Origin of the sequence: Desulfurococcus sp., assembly GCF_038881575.1 — an archaeon.
GTDB lineage: Archaea > Thermoproteota > Thermoprotei_A > Sulfolobales > Desulfurococcaceae > Desulfurococcus.
Genome location: NZ_JAVZPN010000002.1, coordinates 48,669 through 65,668 on the forward strand (window position 1 = coordinate 48,669; position 17,000 = coordinate 65,668).

18 protein-coding genes are annotated in these 17,000 nt (G+C 43.9%); 9 read left to right on the forward strand and 9 right to left on the reverse strand.

From position 1 onward, the window contains the following. Positions 1 to 156 precede the first annotated feature (156 nt). From QXV08_RS01970 to QXV08_RS01995, 6 genes are read right to left on the reverse strand one after another with little or no spacing between them, the layout of a single operon-like run. A complete protein-coding gene (locus tag QXV08_RS01970; protein ID WP_342821385.1) occupies positions 157 to 2,130 on the reverse strand; it encodes a V-type ATPase 116kDa subunit family protein in 1,974 nt (657 codons plus the stop codon). Continuing rightward, the gene (locus QXV08_RS01975) at positions 2,131 to 2,424 is read right to left on the reverse strand and encodes a hypothetical protein (RefSeq protein ID WP_342784411.1); all 294 of its coding nucleotides are present in this window, start codon (positions 2,422 to 2,424) and stop codon (positions 2,131 to 2,133) included. 20 nt (positions 2,425 to 2,444) lie between these two features. Next, positions 2,445 to 2,858, reverse strand: coding sequence for a DUF61 family protein (locus tag QXV08_RS01980; protein WP_342784413.1), 414 nt, complete (start codon positions 2,856 to 2,858; stop codon positions 2,445 to 2,447). Then, positions 2,851 to 3,468 (reverse strand): V-type ATP synthase subunit D, encoded by a 618-nt coding sequence (locus QXV08_RS01985; protein ID WP_342784415.1) that lies wholly within the window; start codon positions 3,466 to 3,468, stop codon positions 2,851 to 2,853. Before QXV08_RS01985 ends, QXV08_RS01980 begins: the two co-directional genes overlap by 8 nt. A gap of 20 nt (positions 3,469 to 3,488) precedes the next feature. Further along, entirely contained in the window at positions 3,489 to 3,845 is a 357-nt protein-coding gene (locus tag QXV08_RS01990; protein ID WP_404991019.1) for a hypothetical protein, read from the reverse strand. Then, a complete protein-coding gene (locus tag QXV08_RS01995) occupies positions 3,836 to 4,372 on the reverse strand; it encodes an NUDIX hydrolase (RefSeq protein ID WP_342784419.1) in 537 nt (178 codons plus the stop codon). Before QXV08_RS01995 ends, QXV08_RS01990 begins: the two co-directional genes overlap by 10 nt. Positions 4,373 to 4,438: 66 nt before the next feature. On the opposite strand from QXV08_RS01995, the gene QXV08_RS02000 reads away from it, so the two are divergent. The 6 genes from QXV08_RS02000 (at position 4,439) to cas4 (ending at position 9,351) form a co-directional block, all read left to right on the forward strand. Next, entirely contained in the window at positions 4,439 to 5,305 is an 867-nt protein-coding gene (locus QXV08_RS02000) for a TIM barrel protein (RefSeq protein ID WP_342784421.1), read from the forward strand. Continuing rightward, positions 5,295 to 5,879 (forward strand): archaetidylinositol phosphate synthase, encoded by a 585-nt coding sequence (gene pgsA / locus QXV08_RS02005; protein ID WP_342788061.1) that lies wholly within the window; start codon positions 5,295 to 5,297, stop codon positions 5,877 to 5,879. Before QXV08_RS02000 ends, pgsA begins: the two co-directional genes overlap by 11 nt. A gap of 68 nt (positions 5,880 to 5,947) precedes the next feature. Next, the gene (locus QXV08_RS02010; protein ID WP_342784425.1) at positions 5,948 to 6,967 is read left to right on the forward strand and encodes a DHH family phosphoesterase; all 1,020 of its coding nucleotides are present in this window, start codon (positions 5,948 to 5,950) and stop codon (positions 6,965 to 6,967) included. A 16-nt stretch (positions 6,968 to 6,983) separates the two neighbouring features. Beyond that, positions 6,984 to 8,018: a histone deacetylase family protein gene (locus QXV08_RS02015; RefSeq protein ID WP_342784427.1), complete on the forward strand. Its 1,035-nt coding sequence runs from the start codon at positions 6,984 to 6,986 to the stop codon at positions 8,016 to 8,018. Positions 8,019 to 8,031: 13 nt separating this feature from the next. Continuing rightward, positions 8,032 to 8,613, forward strand: coding sequence for a class IV adenylate cyclase (gene cyaB, locus QXV08_RS02020; RefSeq protein ID WP_342784429.1), 582 nt, complete (start codon positions 8,032 to 8,034; stop codon positions 8,611 to 8,613). A gap of 111 nt (positions 8,614 to 8,724) precedes the next feature. Further along, the gene (cas4, locus tag QXV08_RS02025; RefSeq protein ID WP_342784907.1) at positions 8,725 to 9,351 is read left to right on the forward strand and encodes a CRISPR-associated protein Cas4; all 627 of its coding nucleotides are present in this window, start codon (positions 8,725 to 8,727) and stop codon (positions 9,349 to 9,351) included. 61 nt (positions 9,352 to 9,412) lie between these two features. On the opposite strand, the gene QXV08_RS02030 is transcribed toward cas4, so the two are convergent. Then, on the reverse strand, positions 9,413 to 10,654 hold the full coding sequence (locus tag QXV08_RS02030) for an MFS transporter (RefSeq protein WP_342784431.1): 1,242 nt from the start codon (positions 10,652 to 10,654) through the stop codon (positions 9,413 to 9,415). A 69-nt stretch (positions 10,655 to 10,723) separates the two neighbouring features. On the opposite strand from QXV08_RS02030, the gene QXV08_RS02035 reads away from it, so the two are divergent. Then, positions 10,724 to 10,864, forward strand: coding sequence for a hypothetical protein (locus QXV08_RS02035; protein WP_342788060.1), 141 nt, complete (start codon positions 10,724 to 10,726; stop codon positions 10,862 to 10,864). Positions 10,865 to 10,950: 86 nt separating this feature from the next. Further along, positions 10,951 to 14,400 (forward strand): glucodextranase DOMON-like domain-containing protein, encoded by a 3,450-nt coding sequence (locus QXV08_RS02040; protein ID WP_342784433.1) that lies wholly within the window; start codon positions 10,951 to 10,953, stop codon positions 14,398 to 14,400. Positions 14,401 to 14,536: 136 nt separating this feature from the next. Here QXV08_RS02040 and QXV08_RS02045 read toward each other — a convergent pair whose 3' ends face one another. Beyond that, positions 14,537 to 15,343 (reverse strand): SAM-dependent chlorinase/fluorinase, encoded by an 807-nt coding sequence (locus QXV08_RS02045; RefSeq protein WP_342784435.1) that lies wholly within the window; start codon positions 15,341 to 15,343, stop codon positions 14,537 to 14,539. Between the two features lie 333 nt (positions 15,344 to 15,676). Here QXV08_RS02045 and QXV08_RS02050 point away from each other — a divergent pair, with 333 nt between their 5' ends. Then, positions 15,677 to 16,564: a hypothetical protein gene (locus tag QXV08_RS02050; RefSeq protein ID WP_342784437.1), complete on the forward strand. Its 888-nt coding sequence runs from the start codon at positions 15,677 to 15,679 to the stop codon at positions 16,562 to 16,564. A gap of 11 nt (positions 16,565 to 16,575) precedes the next feature. Here QXV08_RS02050 and QXV08_RS02055 read toward each other — a convergent pair whose 3' ends face one another. Then, a complete protein-coding gene (locus QXV08_RS02055) occupies positions 16,576 to 16,944 on the reverse strand; it encodes a DUF120 domain-containing protein (RefSeq protein ID WP_342784439.1) in 369 nt (122 codons plus the stop codon). Positions 16,945 to 17,000: the final 56 nt, after the last annotated feature.

A 17,000-nucleotide genomic window follows, 5' to 3' on the forward strand; every position in this document is an offset into this window, starting at 1 on the left:
ACGCTTCATACCTATTGTTGAACCAGTGATGCCACCAATTAATGGTAATGCTCCCGCTAAATACATAAGCCCCATGGCTAATGGATCCATTCAACCACCCTTACACGCAAATATATAGATTTAACCAGGGGTTAAAAACGAATTCTATAATCTTCTCTAGGAAACCACGATACGTTTAAACGCGACTATAGAGAATGGATTGTACTCGCGTCCCGAGCCATCGTAGAATTTCATAAGGAATTCGAGCATACATAGCCTCAGTGAGTGCACGAATGCCCCTAGTTGCGAGAGAATCATTACCATCAGGTGTATTAGTAATAGCAGTGGTGCCGATATAATGTATGCTATCATAGCCCCGGCTACACCAGGTATAATCCCTAACAATCCATTAATAACTAGTTTAACCATTATATTGAATGAGCTAGCCATATAGAAGCTTGCAAGGCTAACACCAGCTAATCTAACATAGCTCATGACATCGCCGAGAATGCCTGTGAGCTGGAATATCCACATTAGGAATCCAAGTCCCCGCATCGACAAGTAGTTGCCTACGATAAGTATCACGATACCTAGCAACGCTAGATATAATAATATTTTCTCCGGTATCAGCGTTAAAAATGGTATCTCATACCTGAAGAATGCCTTGAGCACGTAGGGAATTCCAAATAGCTCTGAGATAAATAATCCAACCTCGTTGAGAAGATCCCCTCTCCTCTTCTCTCTAACGAACTTCATGGTGGCTAGGACATGCGCTATGTTAACATGCATCAGCCCTATTAACAAGGCTAGCTTTATGAACTCCACTGGCTGGCTAAACACCGTTAGAATTGCCGGGATATTTATATTGAATATAGAGGACAATAGATCACCGAAGAGCGAACCACTGAGCAATCCAAGTACTAGTGAGGCAATATTGGAAGCTATGAGGAGGCCCTTGAACTCTTTGTAAGCATTACTATATGGGTTCTCAACTAGTTTATCCATGATTAATAAAATAGATATGATACCGGCTAAGGCGTATCCTGCATCAGCGTTCATTATCCCGAAGAAGAATGCGAAGGAATACATGATCAATGGCGTGGGATCGTATTCCCAGTAGCTGGGGACTCCGTAAAGCCTTGTTATGAATTGGAAGTATCTTACCACTCCCTTGTTATTAAACTTTGTGGGTGGATTATCAACGCCTCTCACAGGATCCCTATACTCTATGAAGATAGGAATATTCGCCTTCCTTATAAGATCCTCTAGTGTCCTAACAGCATCACGGGGGAGCCAGCCTGTTACAGCTGATAAGTGCTTTAGATCAGTTGTCATTCCGCTTACCTTATAATATTCAATATGGTTCTCCACGATTAAGAGATACTTACCCAGGATCTCTCCGTGAGACTTGATCTTCTCAACGATTTTCCCTTCTAGGCTTTCAGCCTCCATGTTTAGCTCGGTTATCATCTTTTCAAGGTGTTCTTTAAGTGAGCTAATTGATTTATGCTGCTGTATGAACTCTAGTAGTTGTCTACCAGGATACCATATCCCCATAGAGGATGCTAGTGAGAGTAGCTGGTTTAAATTCTGTGATGGAACGTATACTATAATGGATACTTGTTCCTCATTAACTTTAAACGAGTGTGCAGCTTTGATCAAGCCGGGTTTTTCTACTAGTTCATTGATTGTTTCCTGCTTACCTGTTAAAAGGATTGACGAGAGATGCCTACCCTCATAGTATATCTCGGTAGTCTCCATCGCGTCTGGTAGAGGGGTTATGGCTGCCTGGAGCATTTTAAGGGAGCCAAGCATCTCCCTTATATGTTTCAACTTACTCTCTAGTAATGCTACTTCGTCTTGTAGGCTGGCTACATCTTTCTCTATCCGGCTTAACTCGATCGATGATAGCTCCAGGCCTGTTATAGATACATTTATCGCCAGGCCCTTGGCTTTCTGGATCAGTGAGTTGATGCGTTCTCTAAGAGACTGTAGTCTTTCATATTCCCTCACTATCTTCTCTGCTTCAACTGGTTCTATATCGATAACCCCGGCCTCCTGTAGTAAACGTAGCACCTTCTCTTTATAAGCCTGGAGGAAGGCCACGTTTATTTTTACCATTTCACTGGGTTTGCTTAGTAATAGCCCCATCTATAGCCCCACCACGGTTTTAACCACGTATTCAATTGCTTTCCTTATCCTCTCCTGTGGGATATTTCTTAGGTTTTCAGCGTCTTTCCTGGCTTTCTCAATTATTTCATCATGCTTTACTCTGGCACTAGCTATTAGGGCTTCAGCCTCTCTCCTGTATTCCTCAACTGGTATGGGGCGCTTCAGTATTTCCTCTGCTTTTTTCTCAGCCTCTTTTATGATCATTAATTTCTTCTTCTCAGCCTCCTTAATGATAGCATCTATTGACTCATCAATATCCTTAATAGATGACATCATTGAGCACCTGAATAAGGTTAATTAACGCTACCAGGATTTAAGAGTATTGTTGTAGTGGTTCTTAATATCCGTCTCAGCACTAAAATATGTGTGCGGCTGAGGAATAGTGGGATAGTAGGGTTCTCCATATTCATTACTAGAGCAATCGCTTTAGCCCCTATTTCATCCCTTACAACATATGTGCCTTCTCTTTCTCCAGGTATATACTCTATCACTATAGGTAGTTGAAGCCTGCATGCATCACCAGCTAGGATATCGTGTAGTCTTCTTAATTCACGGGGATCTAATATATGTTGGCTTCCATCTCTAAGAACTATGTATGGTATCTCCATCTCGAGGAGCTCGCATAGATTCCTTCTCTCATATGGTGCATGCTTATTAACCAGCCTCAACTCCTCATTCAGAAATCTCTCAATATAGTTATCACTCATTCCTTCTCCTCTCAAGGCTAGCTTTAACCCTCTTTAATCTTGCCTTCTCCTCCCTCTCCCTTTCATCGAACTTTAACTGAAGTATCCTTATAGTGGACTTGAACCTGGGTATTAAGATGTAATCCAATGCGTTTACCCTTCGCTTGGTTACCTGTATCTCCTTACCAAGAGCCCTTAAAGCATACTCTGTTTTCGCGAGGTCTAGGACTTCCTCTATGAATCTGGTTGACTCCTCTATGAAGTCGTCGAAGGGAGTCTTCACGGTTTTCTTCTCAGTATTCTTCACGAGTATAGCTGTCTTGGTTTTAACCCCCATGATGTTTTCAGTGCCTACTACACAGTTATTTTTCGGCACTGTTTTCTCTAGCAGGCTATATATGTTCTCGCCGTAGACCCCTGAAAGCATGACAGCCCTAGAGTTCAAGTTAATAAGTAGGGTGCTCACGCTCCGCCTCCTGGACACGCCCTCTTTAAGGAGAGCTAGGAACTCATTGATTAAAATGATGAGTCTCTCACGCAGTATCCTCTCAACCTTCACGCTTATCTCAAGCCTTCTCTTAAGCCTTATCAACTCGATCTTAGTGGGGCGCACTCTCTGGAGGCTTGACACGGCTTAAGCACCTATACTGGCTAACCCGGTTTCTCCACTATTTTATACAGGTAAAACTCAAATGTGTTCTCTCCTTTTATAAGCCTGTATAACACGTAAGCCAGTGGCTTATCTGCTTCACCAGTATAGAGCTCAGCGATAACGAGCTGGTTGCATGCTTCTTCCTCTGGAAAGACGTTACAACCACTATCGCTGAGTATGGATGCTTCAAGACCTAGAGGCTCAACGAGGTTGTTTATCATCACCGGCAGCCTCTCCATTAGGTAGTCCTCGAGTACATCTATTAATTCCCGGAAAACCCAGCCGCTCCCTCCCTCGAATATCAGTCTCATGGATAGGATTCTCCTGAGTGTATCTAACTCGATGCTCAAGCACATCCACCCCTCGAGCAGTATAGGAGGATTAAGAGAGCGGTTTTCATATCGTTTATGGCACCAGAGTAAACCATTTTAACAGCCTCTGATAACGGTATCTTGAATGGCTCGAGGACCTCGTACTTCTCGGGTCTAGCGCCCCGGTACTCTAGGTTGACTGCATAGTATAAATGTATTACTTCGCTGCTGTAGCCTGGCGAAGGAGTATAGGAGCCCAGCCACACTAGTTTCCCCGGATAGTAGCCTGTCTCCTCCTCTAGCTCTCTCCTGGCTGCTTCCTCAGGTGTCTCACCAGGGTCTATGACGCCAGCTGGGGCCTCTATTATAATGTTATTAAGGGGGGCTCTGAACTGCCTCAGTAAGATTACCTCATGATTTCCTAGGATTGGCAGTACAGCCACTGCCTCAGGGAACACGACGATATCCCTTGCGAACTCGTCGCCGCTGGTTTTTCTATAGTATCTCCTGACAACATTGAATCGAAGCCCTTCAACCAGTAATTCTTCCCTTAATACTAGTGGCTTATCCATGATGTTCACTTCCACCAGATTAATAAGTGATGTATAAGTGGATTAATTAATGAGCAAGGTGGTTTAATGCCTAAATTCTGGTTTGGGCCAGCCGGTAAGCCTATAGGTCTTAAATCAATGGATGTAACCGAGGCCCCAGCATTTATAAGGAGGATAGGGTTAAACGCTATGGAGTACGAGGCTGTCAGAGGTATCAATATAAGTGATGAAAAGGCGAGAATACTTGGGGAAGCCTCTAGAAGCCAAGGGGTGAAGCTTAGCCTGCATGCACCATATTATATTAACCTAGCCGGTAGAGAACAAGTAGTAAACTCCAGTATCGAGAGGCTGACAGCCTCTGTAAGGATATCCTCAGTAATGGGTGCATATATAGTGGTATTTCACCCAGGCTACTACAGGGACGCCCCATCTAAGCGTGGAGCTGTTGAAAAGATCATCAGGAATCTCTCAAGGGTTGTAGAGTATAGGGATCAACATGGCTTCAAAGATGTATGGCTCGGACCCGAGACCTCGGGTAAGATAAGCCAGGTTGGAGACCTCGGGGAGGTAATAGAGATCTCCAGTGCTTTCAAAGGGGTTAGACCAGTCATAGACTTCGCACACTTATATGCCAGGTATATGGGTAGATTCATTAGGAGTAAAGAGGATATTGTGAAAATAGTTGACACCATAGAAAAGAAGCTTGGAAGAGAACACCTTAACCCATTACACACACATTTCTCGAAGATAGAGTTTAACAGGGGCGGGGAAAAAGAGCATCATGCATTAGGTGAAGAGAAGTATGGCCCTGACTTCAGGATCGTGTGTGAAGCTCTATGTGAAGTAGGGGTGGATACGGTGGTTATTAGTGAGAGTCCTTTATTAGAGGAGGACTCGTTAATCATGAAGAATACTTGTATTGAGGTATGTGGTGAAAGATGCGTTGTTGAATAAGTTGCGCGACAAGCTGGCCGCTATTGTGAATACTGCAGCGAGGCCCTTCATAGTTATAGGTGTACCACCAAATGCCCTGACAGTGTCTTCAATGATGATATTGCTAATAGGGGCTTTCTTCTTTGCTTTCTCAACCGATATCCTCCTTTACCTGGTATTTATTGCAACATCAAGCATTCTAGACGCCCTTGATGGAGCTGTTGCAAGAGCCACTGGTAAAGCAAGCAGATTTGGAGCATTCCTAGATTCCACTGTGGATAGAGTGAACGATGCTATATTAATACTATCCCTCGGATTCCTGAGATTAAACCAGTTATACATACTGGTGTTCCTAGTGGCTTCATTCCTAGTAAGCTATATCAGGGCTAGAGCTGAAAGCCTGGGCGTAGGGTTAGCCGGCATAGGATTAATTGAAAGACCTGAGAGAATCCTCGGTGTTATCCTGGTGCTAGCATCATATAGGGTGTCTCCTCGGCTAGCTGAAGCACTCCTCCTGGTCTTAACTATTCTCTCGGTTGTAACCGTTGTTCAGAGAATTATGCAGGTATATAGGCGTATTAATGCCGGTGATTAAGGTTTTAATTATCATTAAATACTATCTAAGGTATCTAAGGCGATGGCAATTGATTCGAGGTGCTTACCATGTCCGAGAATATCAAGAGAGTGTTTGTGGCAGGTGACTGGGACGCCGATGGTGTGGTTGCAGCCGCGCTCATCGTATATAGTCAAGAGAAGATTGGCAAATACCCCCTTGAATCCAAGGCTGTGGTCGACAAGATACCTTTAGACCCAGATAAAGTCAAGTATTTCCTGGCTAGTTTTAAAGGAGGATATGATTTAGCGGTCTTCCTGGACATACCATACAGCGAGTATCTTGGTAACGCTATGAAGATGATGAAGAATCACTTCGGGGTCTCTCAGATAGTATTCATAGATCACCATATAACAAGCCTGCAGAAGGCTAGGGAACTCCAGGCATTAGCCGATATCGTGGTGATCGACCATAAGATGCCTACGGCTGGGCTGGTCCTCTGGGAACTCGAGAAGAAAGGCATCAGTGTTCATCAGAGATTAAGGAGTTTTGTCGAGGTAGTTAAATACATGGATATGGGGAAGAGGGTTCCGGAGCAATACATGAAGTTATTCGAGTTAACCAAGATGCTCTCGAAGGCTTTAACCGTTATAAGAGATGAAACCCTATGGGCTAAGATAGTCGAATGGCTTGCCACACCAGCCCCCCTACCAATGCCCCTTGATGAGGCGTTGTGGGGTAAGGTCAAGGCAATTATAGAGGAGAGGGATAAGGAGGTGGCTGATAAGGCGATGGAACTAGCCGTTGGCGCTATTAAAGTAGGTGATTTCCGCTTCATCGACGCGAGGAATGAGTGGAAGAAGAGAGGGGTTACCGCACTTGCTTCAAAGCTTTCAACAATACTTAAGGCACCAGTACTACTACTAGCTGGGACCAATAGAGAGTACACACTTCTAGTTATAAAGGCGTCTCATGGTAGGGCCTACAGGATAGCTAAGTATCTTGTTGGGGAGGGTGTAGCATTAGATATAGCCGGGCATCCCAACCTAGCTATAGTGAGGTTACCGAAGGACCTGGAGAAGCAAGAGCTGATTAAAATATTGTATCAAGCCGTATACTACTCCACATAACCTGCAGGAACATGTCATGATCCAAATACTCGTCTCGGAAAACTCCATGCATATGCATGTATCGAGGGAGCATCACCCTGAAAACCCTGAGAGAATAGTGAGGGTAATCTCAGCGCTTAAGAGGCATGGCATCAGATATGAATTACATGATGCCGGCGGGATGGATATCGGTGAGGCATTAAGCATTGCTAAAAGGATACATAGCAGGGGATACATCGATAAAATACTGATGTTATCGAGGAAGGCGCCATTAAACATAGACCAAGATACATATCTATCTAGTGACACTTTGACTCTAGCACTGGAAACGCTTTACACATCATACCTAACGGCTCTAAACTTGGGTGGGGATATTGTTTTCTACATAGCTAGGCCGCCTGGTCATCATGCTGGATACCGTGGGAAAACCAGGAGGGCTTATACGCAGGGTTTCTGTATATTTAATAATGCTGTGGCTGCTGTACATGGTCTTATTGATAGGGGATTCAAGAATATAGGGGTCCTCGACTTCGATGCCCATTATGGTAATGGATCCATGGAGCTACTCTATACAAGTAGAATACTCCAAGTTGATTTACACCAGGATACCCGTTCCCTACCGGTTTTCCCCTGGAATCCCAGCGAGATAGGGGCTGGTGATGGATACGGGTATAAAATAGGTATCCCCCTAGAACCTGGTACAGGCGATGACTCCTTTGTCCAGGTACTAGGCATAGTGAAGAGGATTATTGAGAAATATAACCCTGAAGCACTTGTAGTATCAGCTGGCTTCGACGGCTTCATCGGGGATGGTTTAACTGATCTAGTGTTAACCGAGTATAGTTATTACAGGATCGGCTATATGATCCAGAGCCTCGGTACACCGGTTATAATAGTCTTGGAGGGGGGTTATTCAAGGGGACTTGATAAAGGATTGATAGCATTTATACATGGGCTCACCGGGGCTAGGGTTGCTTATGAGCCGGGAAGGAGTCTTCAGGGCGGGATTGCCAGGATCAACCTTGCAAGGGCGAATAAAATAATTAGCCGGGTTGAGAAATACATCGTGTAGAAAGGGTTAAACCATGGATACTGGTAGAAAGAACGCAACAGTGGAGTCCGAGGTCAAGCTACAAGTATTAGTGGACATAGAGGTTATTGAGAAATATCTAACTACCCATGGCTTCAGAAAGGTGGATGAGTGCCGAGAGAAAGACATTTATTTCAAGCATCCATGCAGGGATCTCGCTCTAAGCGACGAGGCCATTAGGTTACGCCACCGGGTCTGCATGAACAGTGGAAGACATATAGTCTTAACATATAAGGGGCCAAGGGAGAATAGGGAGGGCTTGATTAAGACTAGGAGAGAGATCGAGGCCTATTTAACACCGGATAATGCCTCCTCTATTATCGAGATACTGGATAAAATAGGGGTGTCACAGTTAATATCATTCGTGAAAAACAGGGATATATACAGGAGCGGTGGCCTGGAGGCCTCAATAGATGAGCTTAAAGGGGTCGGGTATTTCCTCGAGGTTGAAGCAAAGGAGCCCCATGCTATTCATCTGCTCGATATCATTGTAAGGGATTTATCCGGCATGACTAAACCTATTCAGGAGACATATCTCGAGATATGTCTGAAAACAGGTAGATGCATAAAAGAATAACGTCCAGTAATCAACCTTAACAGAGGTACTCAACAATACCGGTGCTCGTAGAAATATTAGTATATTAAATTGAGGAGGAATTCTGAAAACACTATGGTGGAGGGGTTGGAGATGTATAAAGCGGCCACGGTTATTACAGAAGCTCTTTACAGGCGTGTAGTGGGAGAACAAGTCGAGAAGATGAGTGAATTGAGGAATACTGATATAATATATGTAACAGACCTAGTTGCTTGCAGCCATAAGTATCACTTAAGAAGAAAATATCCGGAGCTCACGATCAGCTTCGAGCCATCCTCTGTGCTCGGGATCCTTCTACATAAGGGATTAGAGGAAGTGCTTATGAGTGAGGGATATGAGGTTGAGAAAAACATAGAGACACATGTAGAGATAGGGGGTAATAGATATATTATTAAAGGGAGGCTCGATGCCTATAACCCAAATACTAGAGTAGTTGTTGAGGTAAAGAGTTCTAGGTCTTCGAAGGATCTTCCAAGAGAGCATCATGTGGAGCAGTTAAACATTTATCTAAACATGTTGAATGCGGAATCGGGCATCCTAGTCTATATAACACCTGATAAAATAGTAGAGTATAGTATTCCACGTGAGAAAATAGATCTGAAGAATCTTGTGAAGAACATAGTGGACGATATTGTTCACCCACGTTATTCATGGGAGTGTAGTTACTGCATATTTAAGAAGATGTGTACATACTATGTAGAGGAGCAGAAACCCCAGTGATGAGCTCGGGAAGACTGAGCATAGCAATGAGGATGGTCTTGAGTACTGAGTTCTTTACTGGTTATGAGTGTATGTATTCCTTTAAAGCCAGCGTGAATAACAGGTATATATACATGAATGCGATCATGCTTAGAATGCATGAAGCTAGTATGCTTTTAAGCGGTCCCAAGCCTGCATATAGTAGTCCACCAATATAGTTTGCAAGTGCTGCACCCATGTTCTCCAGGAATCTTTGAACACCTGTGGCCCTGCCACGTATCTCCATCGGGAGTATCTTGGTTAGTATAGCGGAGATCAATGGCCCCACTAACGCTCCCCCAATAGCTCCGAAGATCGTGCCTGTAACCAGGGGAAGTAATGGATTTGTACTGATGAGTAGTGGTGTAGCATATAATAGGTATGATATAGTTGACAATGAACCAGCCAAGAGGATCACAGTTAGATAGTTCTCGCTGAGTAATGAGGCCAGGATTATTGATGTAGCTATAGAGGATGCTGTTCCCACAGTGTTGATGAACCCCCATTCAGTATTAGTAACTCCCAGTATTCTAACAGAGTATATTGATCCATATGTATTCCAAACAGATGATGCCAAAGGCGAGATGAACCCGGTGAACAAGTAGATTAAGACAACGTATTTAACCATCCTGTACCTGAATAACTCGGCTATATCATTAAGTATGTTGAAGTCGCCTCTATTATTCCTCAGATTAATGGTTTCCCTGAGACTCCTAGCTCTGAGGAACAAGACTATTAGACTCAAAGTCCCGGATAGTATAAAGCCGTATCTAATTCCTTGAACACCATATACATCATATAGTTTCCCGCCGACTACAGGCATGAAGAGCCATGGAATACTGGGAAAGACGTTCAACGCGATGAAGCCCTTCAACTCCTTCCTGGATGGGAGGGAATCCATTACTATAGCCGTTAAAGCCGGTTGGTAGAAATGGACGGCTTCATCTATCACCCATATAATCGCCAATTGATTCCATGACTGTGCAAAAGCATATGCGAATTGAACAAGTGAGACAAACAATGTTCCAGCCAGAATCATTCTAACCCTTCCAACCCTATCGGTTAACACCCCTCCCAGGATAGTGAATAAACCCAGTGCAACCATACCGATAGATTTGACAAGGGCTATCTCGAAATCTCCTGCTCCAAGACTCTTAGCGTAAAGAGAGAAGAAGGGCTGGACAAGCGCGCCGCTTAAACCATAGAGAAACCATGAGATAGCCATTACTAGCACGTTTCCTCTTAGGACACCTAGTAGATCCTTGAACCCATTAATCAGGGACATCGATAAGCACCCATAATGATGCTCAATTGATTCCCCAAGGTTAAAAATACATAATTTTTAACTTGACATATGCTGGTGGCCAACAGAATAATAAATGAGAGGATAGCGTGGAATCCAATAGCACTTAGTGAAGTGCTTCAAGCAATATTATCTCTATGTGAATCCGGGTGGGAGATAAGTTGTTTATCTCGGATTGCCTCGGCTCATTGAAATAATATATTTTATTCTTCTTTCATGGATTATTTAAATTTAGATTTAAAATAGATTTGTTACCCATAATTGTATTTATATGGAGCGTGATAAAATTGAGGAAGTTGATCCTGGCTACCATATCACTACTATTAATCACATCAATACTTCAACCACTTGTACCAATGGTTAACAGTGCCGGCGATAAAATATATGTTGCAATTGTATGGCATTATCATCAGCCATGGTATTATAGTGTCGATGAATCATACCTTGTCTTGCCATGGGTTAGAATGCATAGTGTTGGAAACTACTATAAGATGGCATACATACTCTCAAAGTACCCTGATATAAAGGTCTCCTTCACCTTCTCCGGGTCCCTGCTCGAGCAATTAATCGACATGGTTGAAAACAATAAGATGGATGCCCGTGAAATCATATCCTGGAGAGTGGTCAATGGAACTCTAAGCAGGGAAGATGTATTCAAGATGCTTCAGATTCCAGGTGGATTCTTCGATGTGAACTGGGGTAGGATAGTTGATAAGTCACCACGATTCAGCGAGCTACGGTCACTAGCTCAGTCAGCGTGGACGCAGTGTTCCCAGATAACGCGGTCTGAAAGCGAGTTGATGAACTGTATAGTAGACAGGTTCACAGGTGGTGATTTAAGTAGCCAGAACGTGGTTGACCTAGCGGTATTATTCAACCTGTTATGGATAGACCCGCAGGTAGCACAGGAGGAGTATCCTGAGGTATATTCATTAATGGAGAGAGCGTATACTTCAAGCCAGCCAAACTATACTATAAATGAATTGAGAATTGTTCTGAACACGCATAGAGATATCATGGCTAAAATCATCCCAGCATATAAAGAGCTAGCCTTAAAAGACCAGGTGGAACTAGTACCAGTACCCTATAGCCATCCCCTTGCACCCATAATAGCTGATCTAGGGTTTTCAGAGGATTTGGAGATACATATTTCTGAGAGTATGAGGTTGTTCAAAGAGTATTTTAATGTAACACCGAGGGGTGTATGGCCAGCTGAGGAGGCTGTGAACGAGGAGGTGCTCGAAGCATTTAAGAGAGCTGGTGTTACTTGGACTATAACAGATGAATCTATACTAGGGAAAACCGGCGTTAACACTGGTGATATAAATGTTCTAGGGGTACCATGGTACATCGATTTCCAGGAGGGCAGGATATACGTGGTCTTCAGGGATACAGAGTTAAGCAACCTGATTAGTTTCCAGTATAGTTCACAGAGCTACACTAATGCCGTCAACGACTTCATTAACAGGATACTATCACTTAAAGCTTCGGCAAGCGGCCCGAGAATAATTGTGGTTGCATTGGATGGCGAAAACCCCTGGGAAAACTATGAGAGATTCGGGGACTTATTCCTTAACGAACTATATAGGCGTCTCTCAGAGCTACAGGCACAGGGAGTATTAGAAACCATTACACCGGGCTCATTCATAGACTTATTCCCTAATGTGGCTCAGCCGCTACCTTTAAAGACATACGTGTATCTCGACATAGCTGGTAAAGATATTTCCAATATTCCAGGAAATAGCTATGGGGATGGATATAGTGAGTTACCGAGGAAAGTAGTCCAGGCCCATATACCTGAAGGCTCGTGGTCCGGTGGGGAGGTGGCTACCTGGATAGGAGATAGACAGGAGAATATTGCATGGATGTGGCTTGTTAAAGCAAGGAGTGAAATAATAGGGAAGCTAGGCATCCAAGGCTTCAAGTCTATGTATGTTCAGTACCCGGAGATAGCTCGCAGTCTCTTAAAGGCTGAGGCTAGTGACTGGTGGTGGTGGTATGGTGGCGATGGTGGTGGTTCTCCACAGACCTTCGATCCATTATTTAAGGCTTATCTAAGGAAGGCTTATCAACTAGCCGGTTTAACCCCACCGGACTACCTGAATGTAACGGCTTACCCTGATGGGACTCCTATAGGCGTGTTAAACACTAATGTTCCCAAGCCATCCACGTATACTCCAAATATTGATGGAATAATAGAGCAGCAATGGTACACGGAGATCTCTAATGGCAATGGTCTTAGAATACCTGTGGGCCAGGTATTAGACTCCTTGTTAATACTGGTGGAGCCAGGTAAACTATACTTCGCACTCAACCTCACCACTGTAGATACCCAGGGATTAAGGATAGGGATATATTTCTCATCACCGTCGACATCTCTCTCACCATTCAACCCAGGCTACCAGGTCTATCCAAGAAATAGTAGGGTAGACCTGGGAATATACCTTGTTAAAGAAATATTGGTGGATGTAGCTGCGAGAACCGTAACGATATCGAATGCCAGTGTTAATGACTGGAGTGAGGTCTGGAGAGGGAACGTAAGCGTAAATGCCGGCGGCTCGTTCACTACTGCTGAATTCTCTATTGATACAACCGGGCTTAACCTACCTGAAGGGGCTACAACATACCTAGCGGTTGTGCTATACAGCGGTGATAATGTAACTGAGTACTCATCTAGATTCGGCTTGGTGTATCAACTTCAAATACCGCGTGGAGCAATTAGTGGAACAATCATATTTGAGATGAATGATCCAACTGGAGACGATGACGGACCAGGGGGATACGGGTACCCGGGTAACTCCGTGTTTAAGCCAGGAGTCTTCGATATGACTAGGTTTACCGTGATTGATCAAGGCGATAAAATAGTGTTTAAGATCACTTTCAGAGACCTAGGAGGCAATCCGTGGAGTGGGCCTAACGGCTGGAGCCTGCAACAGGTGCACATATATATACACACCTCCTTGGGAGCTAAGGGTAATAGTACTACCATTGGTTTAAACGCTGGTATAGCAGAGGGTTACGAATGGCATATGGCTATAATACTTGCCCCCGGCTGGGGTAGTGATCCTATTCCAGTGGGGGAGAAATCTGCTATATACTACTATGATAAAGACAAACCCGTTGTCCAGGATAGCGGCTTCAAGGTCTATGCTGATCAAGCTGGTAACAGTATCATAGCAGAGGTCTCTAAGTCCCTACTCTATGATGTAGAAGACATTAAGAAGTGGGTATACATTGTTGCCGTGACTAGTCACGATGGATATGGTACGAATAAGATAAGAGGCTTCAGTCTAAGCGGAGGCGAGTGGTTGGTAAGTGTGTCATCAAACTACTCGATGGCCATATTGGCCGGCGTTATTCCATACATATTAGACGTGTTAGCGCCAACACCCGAGGAGCAATACAGTATGTTATTAAGCTTTGACCTAGCCGGTAAGAAGCTTGCCCAGTTGAAAGGCTATGGGACCACACCTGTAACAATAACAACAACCCCGGTCACGACTATCACTACTACAACAACTACTACGACCACCACGACAACGACTCCTACAACTACAACAACAACCACTACTACAACTACGACAACCACCACAACTACCACTACTACGACAACACCTATTCAACAACCATTGTTAAACATGGGGCTACTGGTTACACTAGTAGTGGTGATCATAGTAGTTGCAGCAATACTTGTATACTTGTTCAGAACCAAAATAGGAAAACCCTAGTTTTTTTAAAAAGCCTTCTTTACAGATATGACCCCGGAATAGATGCGGGAACCAGTGAACCGCCCTAGTGGAATCCTCGTCCTTCAGGGCGGGGAGGAGTTCAGATGATGGGTAATTCATGTTCGCCATGGTTGAGCTATGGTAGTTTTTTGAAAAGGAGCCTCGAGCCCTGCATGATGCCAAATGCGTCTGCAGCACTTCCATTATTCACCGCTATCTCCAGGTATCCCCATGAATTAATATAGCAGGCCACCTCGCCTGGGTTAACGATGCTGAAACTTGTTGTAAACATGCATTGGCTTTTTCCTCCTTGATGTATTATCTCTACTTTATCACCGAGCCTAAGAATAGAGTATGCTTCATCCTCACTGATGTTTGTCATTACATTACCATAGATATCGATGTAGAGTGCGTGTCCCTCGATCAAGTCATCACTGATTCTAGGAGGTTCAATTCTGATTGTTTTCAATGAGTCAACAGGTATCTCGGTACCGATCGCCTCGAGCGGTATACCACGGCTAATCCATGCTGCTACAGGGGCGAAGATGTCGCGTCCATGGAATGTATGTGATACATTGCCCAGCCTGTACCTGGAATTAGAGATGTCAACCACCCTCTTAACTCCATCTTTTAATGCCAGGAGGCTTAGGCACCCATTGTCTGGTCCAACAAGTATGTAATTACTTGTCTCCACTACTATAGCCCGCCTGTTACTGCCGACGCCTGGATCCACGACAACCACAAATATTGTGCCCGGAGGGAAATACCTAGCTGAAACCATGAGTACTACAGCTGCCTCAATAATGTTGTGGCGATTTATGCCATGGGTTAAATCCACTATTTCAGCACCTGGGTTGATACTTTTTATAACTCCCTTCATCACGCCTACATATGGATCCCTATACCCGAAGTCAGTTATCAAGGCGATAATCCTGTTACTCATAGTGCCCACCATGTGGCTAAACCATTATGCAGTGGTCATATATAATTATCCTATGTGAGAGCCCTCGGACACAGTATTCATCACTGCATGGATCAGTTTATCCGCTGCACTTCATTGGGCACTTCTTGTTATTTATTACTCCTATTCAGACCAGATAAATGTGCCGGTCGAACGCTACAATGGTTCATCACAGCTCAGGCCGCCCGTCGAATCCATCCCGGCACAATATTTCATAATTATCGTTGCACCTTAATATTTTGAATAATTATTATTGTTATTTTGGTTAATCAGTATATTAGTTGGTTTATAATAGGGATCAAGTGGGGTTATCGCATGAGTGAAGGCGTCAGGGTACTGCTAAGTAATCTATGGTTCCCTAGCAGGGATAGGGTTGTAAAAGGTGTAATATTTCTGGAAAACGGTAAAATAGGGTTTATTGGTGAAACTCCTGAACCAGAGCATGAATTAAGCGAGCTACAATACGACTTCCAGGGGCATGCTATAGCCCTTCACGGCTTTAGCGCTATAGTAGATCTAGTGGAATACCCGTTTAGGAGACTAGGCATCAATGATTTCTCAACTCTATCAAGAGACGAGCTTGAGAGGCTCGCAGAGGTGGGGTTTGCAAACGCCTTAGCAAACGGGATCACTATGCCGATAGTGTATACTGAGCACTTGAAACCCGTGGAGAAAATATCGAGGGAACTAGGCATAAAGGTCGTGATTATTCATGAAGGGGAGGTTGTGGAGAAAAGCGGCTTATACTATCTGCTCGTGAAAGAAGGCAACATGTATTTCAATGATGAGAAGATAGGTGTGTTAAGCGATATAACTTGTTCACCTCAGAGGATCACTGAGAAGTGTAGGATAATGGATTTGAGAAGTACCGGTTCCACTATATCATCTCTCTCAATACTATATGAGAGCGGGGTGGACTCGGGAAGACTCTATAGAATACTTGTAGAACCCTACAGGATAACCAGGGTTGGAGAGGGGGTTATAGATGTAAACGAGATTGCGGATCTACAGGTCATCGACTTAGGGAATCCATTGAAGGCATCCATTATCAGGCATGAAGACGACTTCTGGGCAACAGTGTCCCGCTTCATGGATCCCGATATAGTCTTCGTTAATGGGGAGTCATACTATGAAAGAGGAGAACACCTTGTTGTACCCGTTAAAAATATAACTGGTATTCTCGACAAAATCTCCATCAAGTAAGAATCCAGACGCTAGTCTTCTATATATATCTCAACTACGTCTCCGGTTTTAACACCGAGTGCTTCACGTAGATTATGCTCTGATATAACCTCAATAATGTTTAAGGCATGCCTGGTCTTTAATGGTTTAATAATGTATACCGGTATATTCTTGATTCTAGCTTTGACGGCAAGTACTTTACCATATGCCTGGCTAGGTGGATCCACCTCGATGTATTTATAGTCCTCTATGTTGAAGAATCGCGGCTCAACTAACTCTATGTTTAATGTACCTGGGTAGGGATTTATCCCGAGGATTTTAAGGAACCTGTCGCGATATAGATAGACGTATCTACTTCCCTCACCAAGCCCGGTGATTATTCTACCCTTGAGTCTATGCATTGAGATACCTCTGGGTTATACTGGGGGAGTTATAGATAACTTGTTTGTTTAAAAAT

Excerpts from the sequence above, each read along its gene's own strand:
- QXV08_RS01970 (WP_342821385.1), bottom strand. The coding sequence starts at position 2,130 with ATGGGGCTATTACTAAGCAAACCCAGTGAAATGGTAAAAATAAACGTG.
- QXV08_RS01975 (WP_342784411.1), bottom strand. The coding sequence starts at position 2,424 with ATGTCATCTATTAAGGATATTGATGAGTCAATAGATGCTATCATTAAG.
- QXV08_RS01980 (WP_342784413.1), bottom strand. The coding sequence starts at position 2,858 with ATGAGTGATAACTATATTGAGAGATTTCTGAATGAGGAGTTGAGGCTG.
- QXV08_RS01990 (WP_404991019.1), bottom strand. The coding sequence starts at position 3,845 with ATGTGCTTGAGCATCGAGTTAGATACACTCAGGAGAATCCTATCCATG.
- QXV08_RS01995 (WP_342784419.1), bottom strand. The coding sequence starts at position 4,372 with ATGGATAAGCCACTAGTATTAAGGGAAGAATTACTGGTTGAAGGGCTT.
- QXV08_RS02000 (WP_342784421.1), top strand. The coding sequence starts at position 4,439 with ATGCCTAAATTCTGGTTTGGGCCAGCCGGTAAGCCTATAGGTCTTAAA.
- QXV08_RS02010 (WP_342784425.1), top strand. The coding sequence starts at position 5,948 with ATGTCCGAGAATATCAAGAGAGTGTTTGTGGCAGGTGACTGGGACGCC.
- QXV08_RS02015 (WP_342784427.1), top strand. The coding sequence starts at position 6,984 with ATGATCCAAATACTCGTCTCGGAAAACTCCATGCATATGCATGTATCG.
- cyaB (WP_342784429.1), top strand. The coding sequence starts at position 8,032 with ATGGATACTGGTAGAAAGAACGCAACAGTGGAGTCCGAGGTCAAGCTA.
- cas4 (WP_342784907.1), top strand. The coding sequence starts at position 8,725 with ATGTATAAAGCGGCCACGGTTATTACAGAAGCTCTTTACAGGCGTGTA.
- QXV08_RS02030 (WP_342784431.1), bottom strand. The coding sequence starts at position 10,654 with ATGTCCCTGATTAATGGGTTCAAGGATCTACTAGGTGTCCTAAGAGGA.
- QXV08_RS02035 (WP_342788060.1), top strand. The coding sequence starts at position 10,724 with ATGCTGGTGGCCAACAGAATAATAAATGAGAGGATAGCGTGGAATCCA.
- QXV08_RS02045 (WP_342784435.1), bottom strand. The coding sequence starts at position 15,343 with ATGAGTAACAGGATTATCGCCTTGATAACTGACTTCGGGTATAGGGAT.
- QXV08_RS02050 (WP_342784437.1), top strand. The coding sequence starts at position 15,677 with ATGAGTGAAGGCGTCAGGGTACTGCTAAGTAATCTATGGTTCCCTAGC.
- QXV08_RS02055 (WP_342784439.1), bottom strand. The coding sequence starts at position 16,944 with ATGCATAGACTCAAGGGTAGAATAATCACCGGGCTTGGTGAGGGAAGT.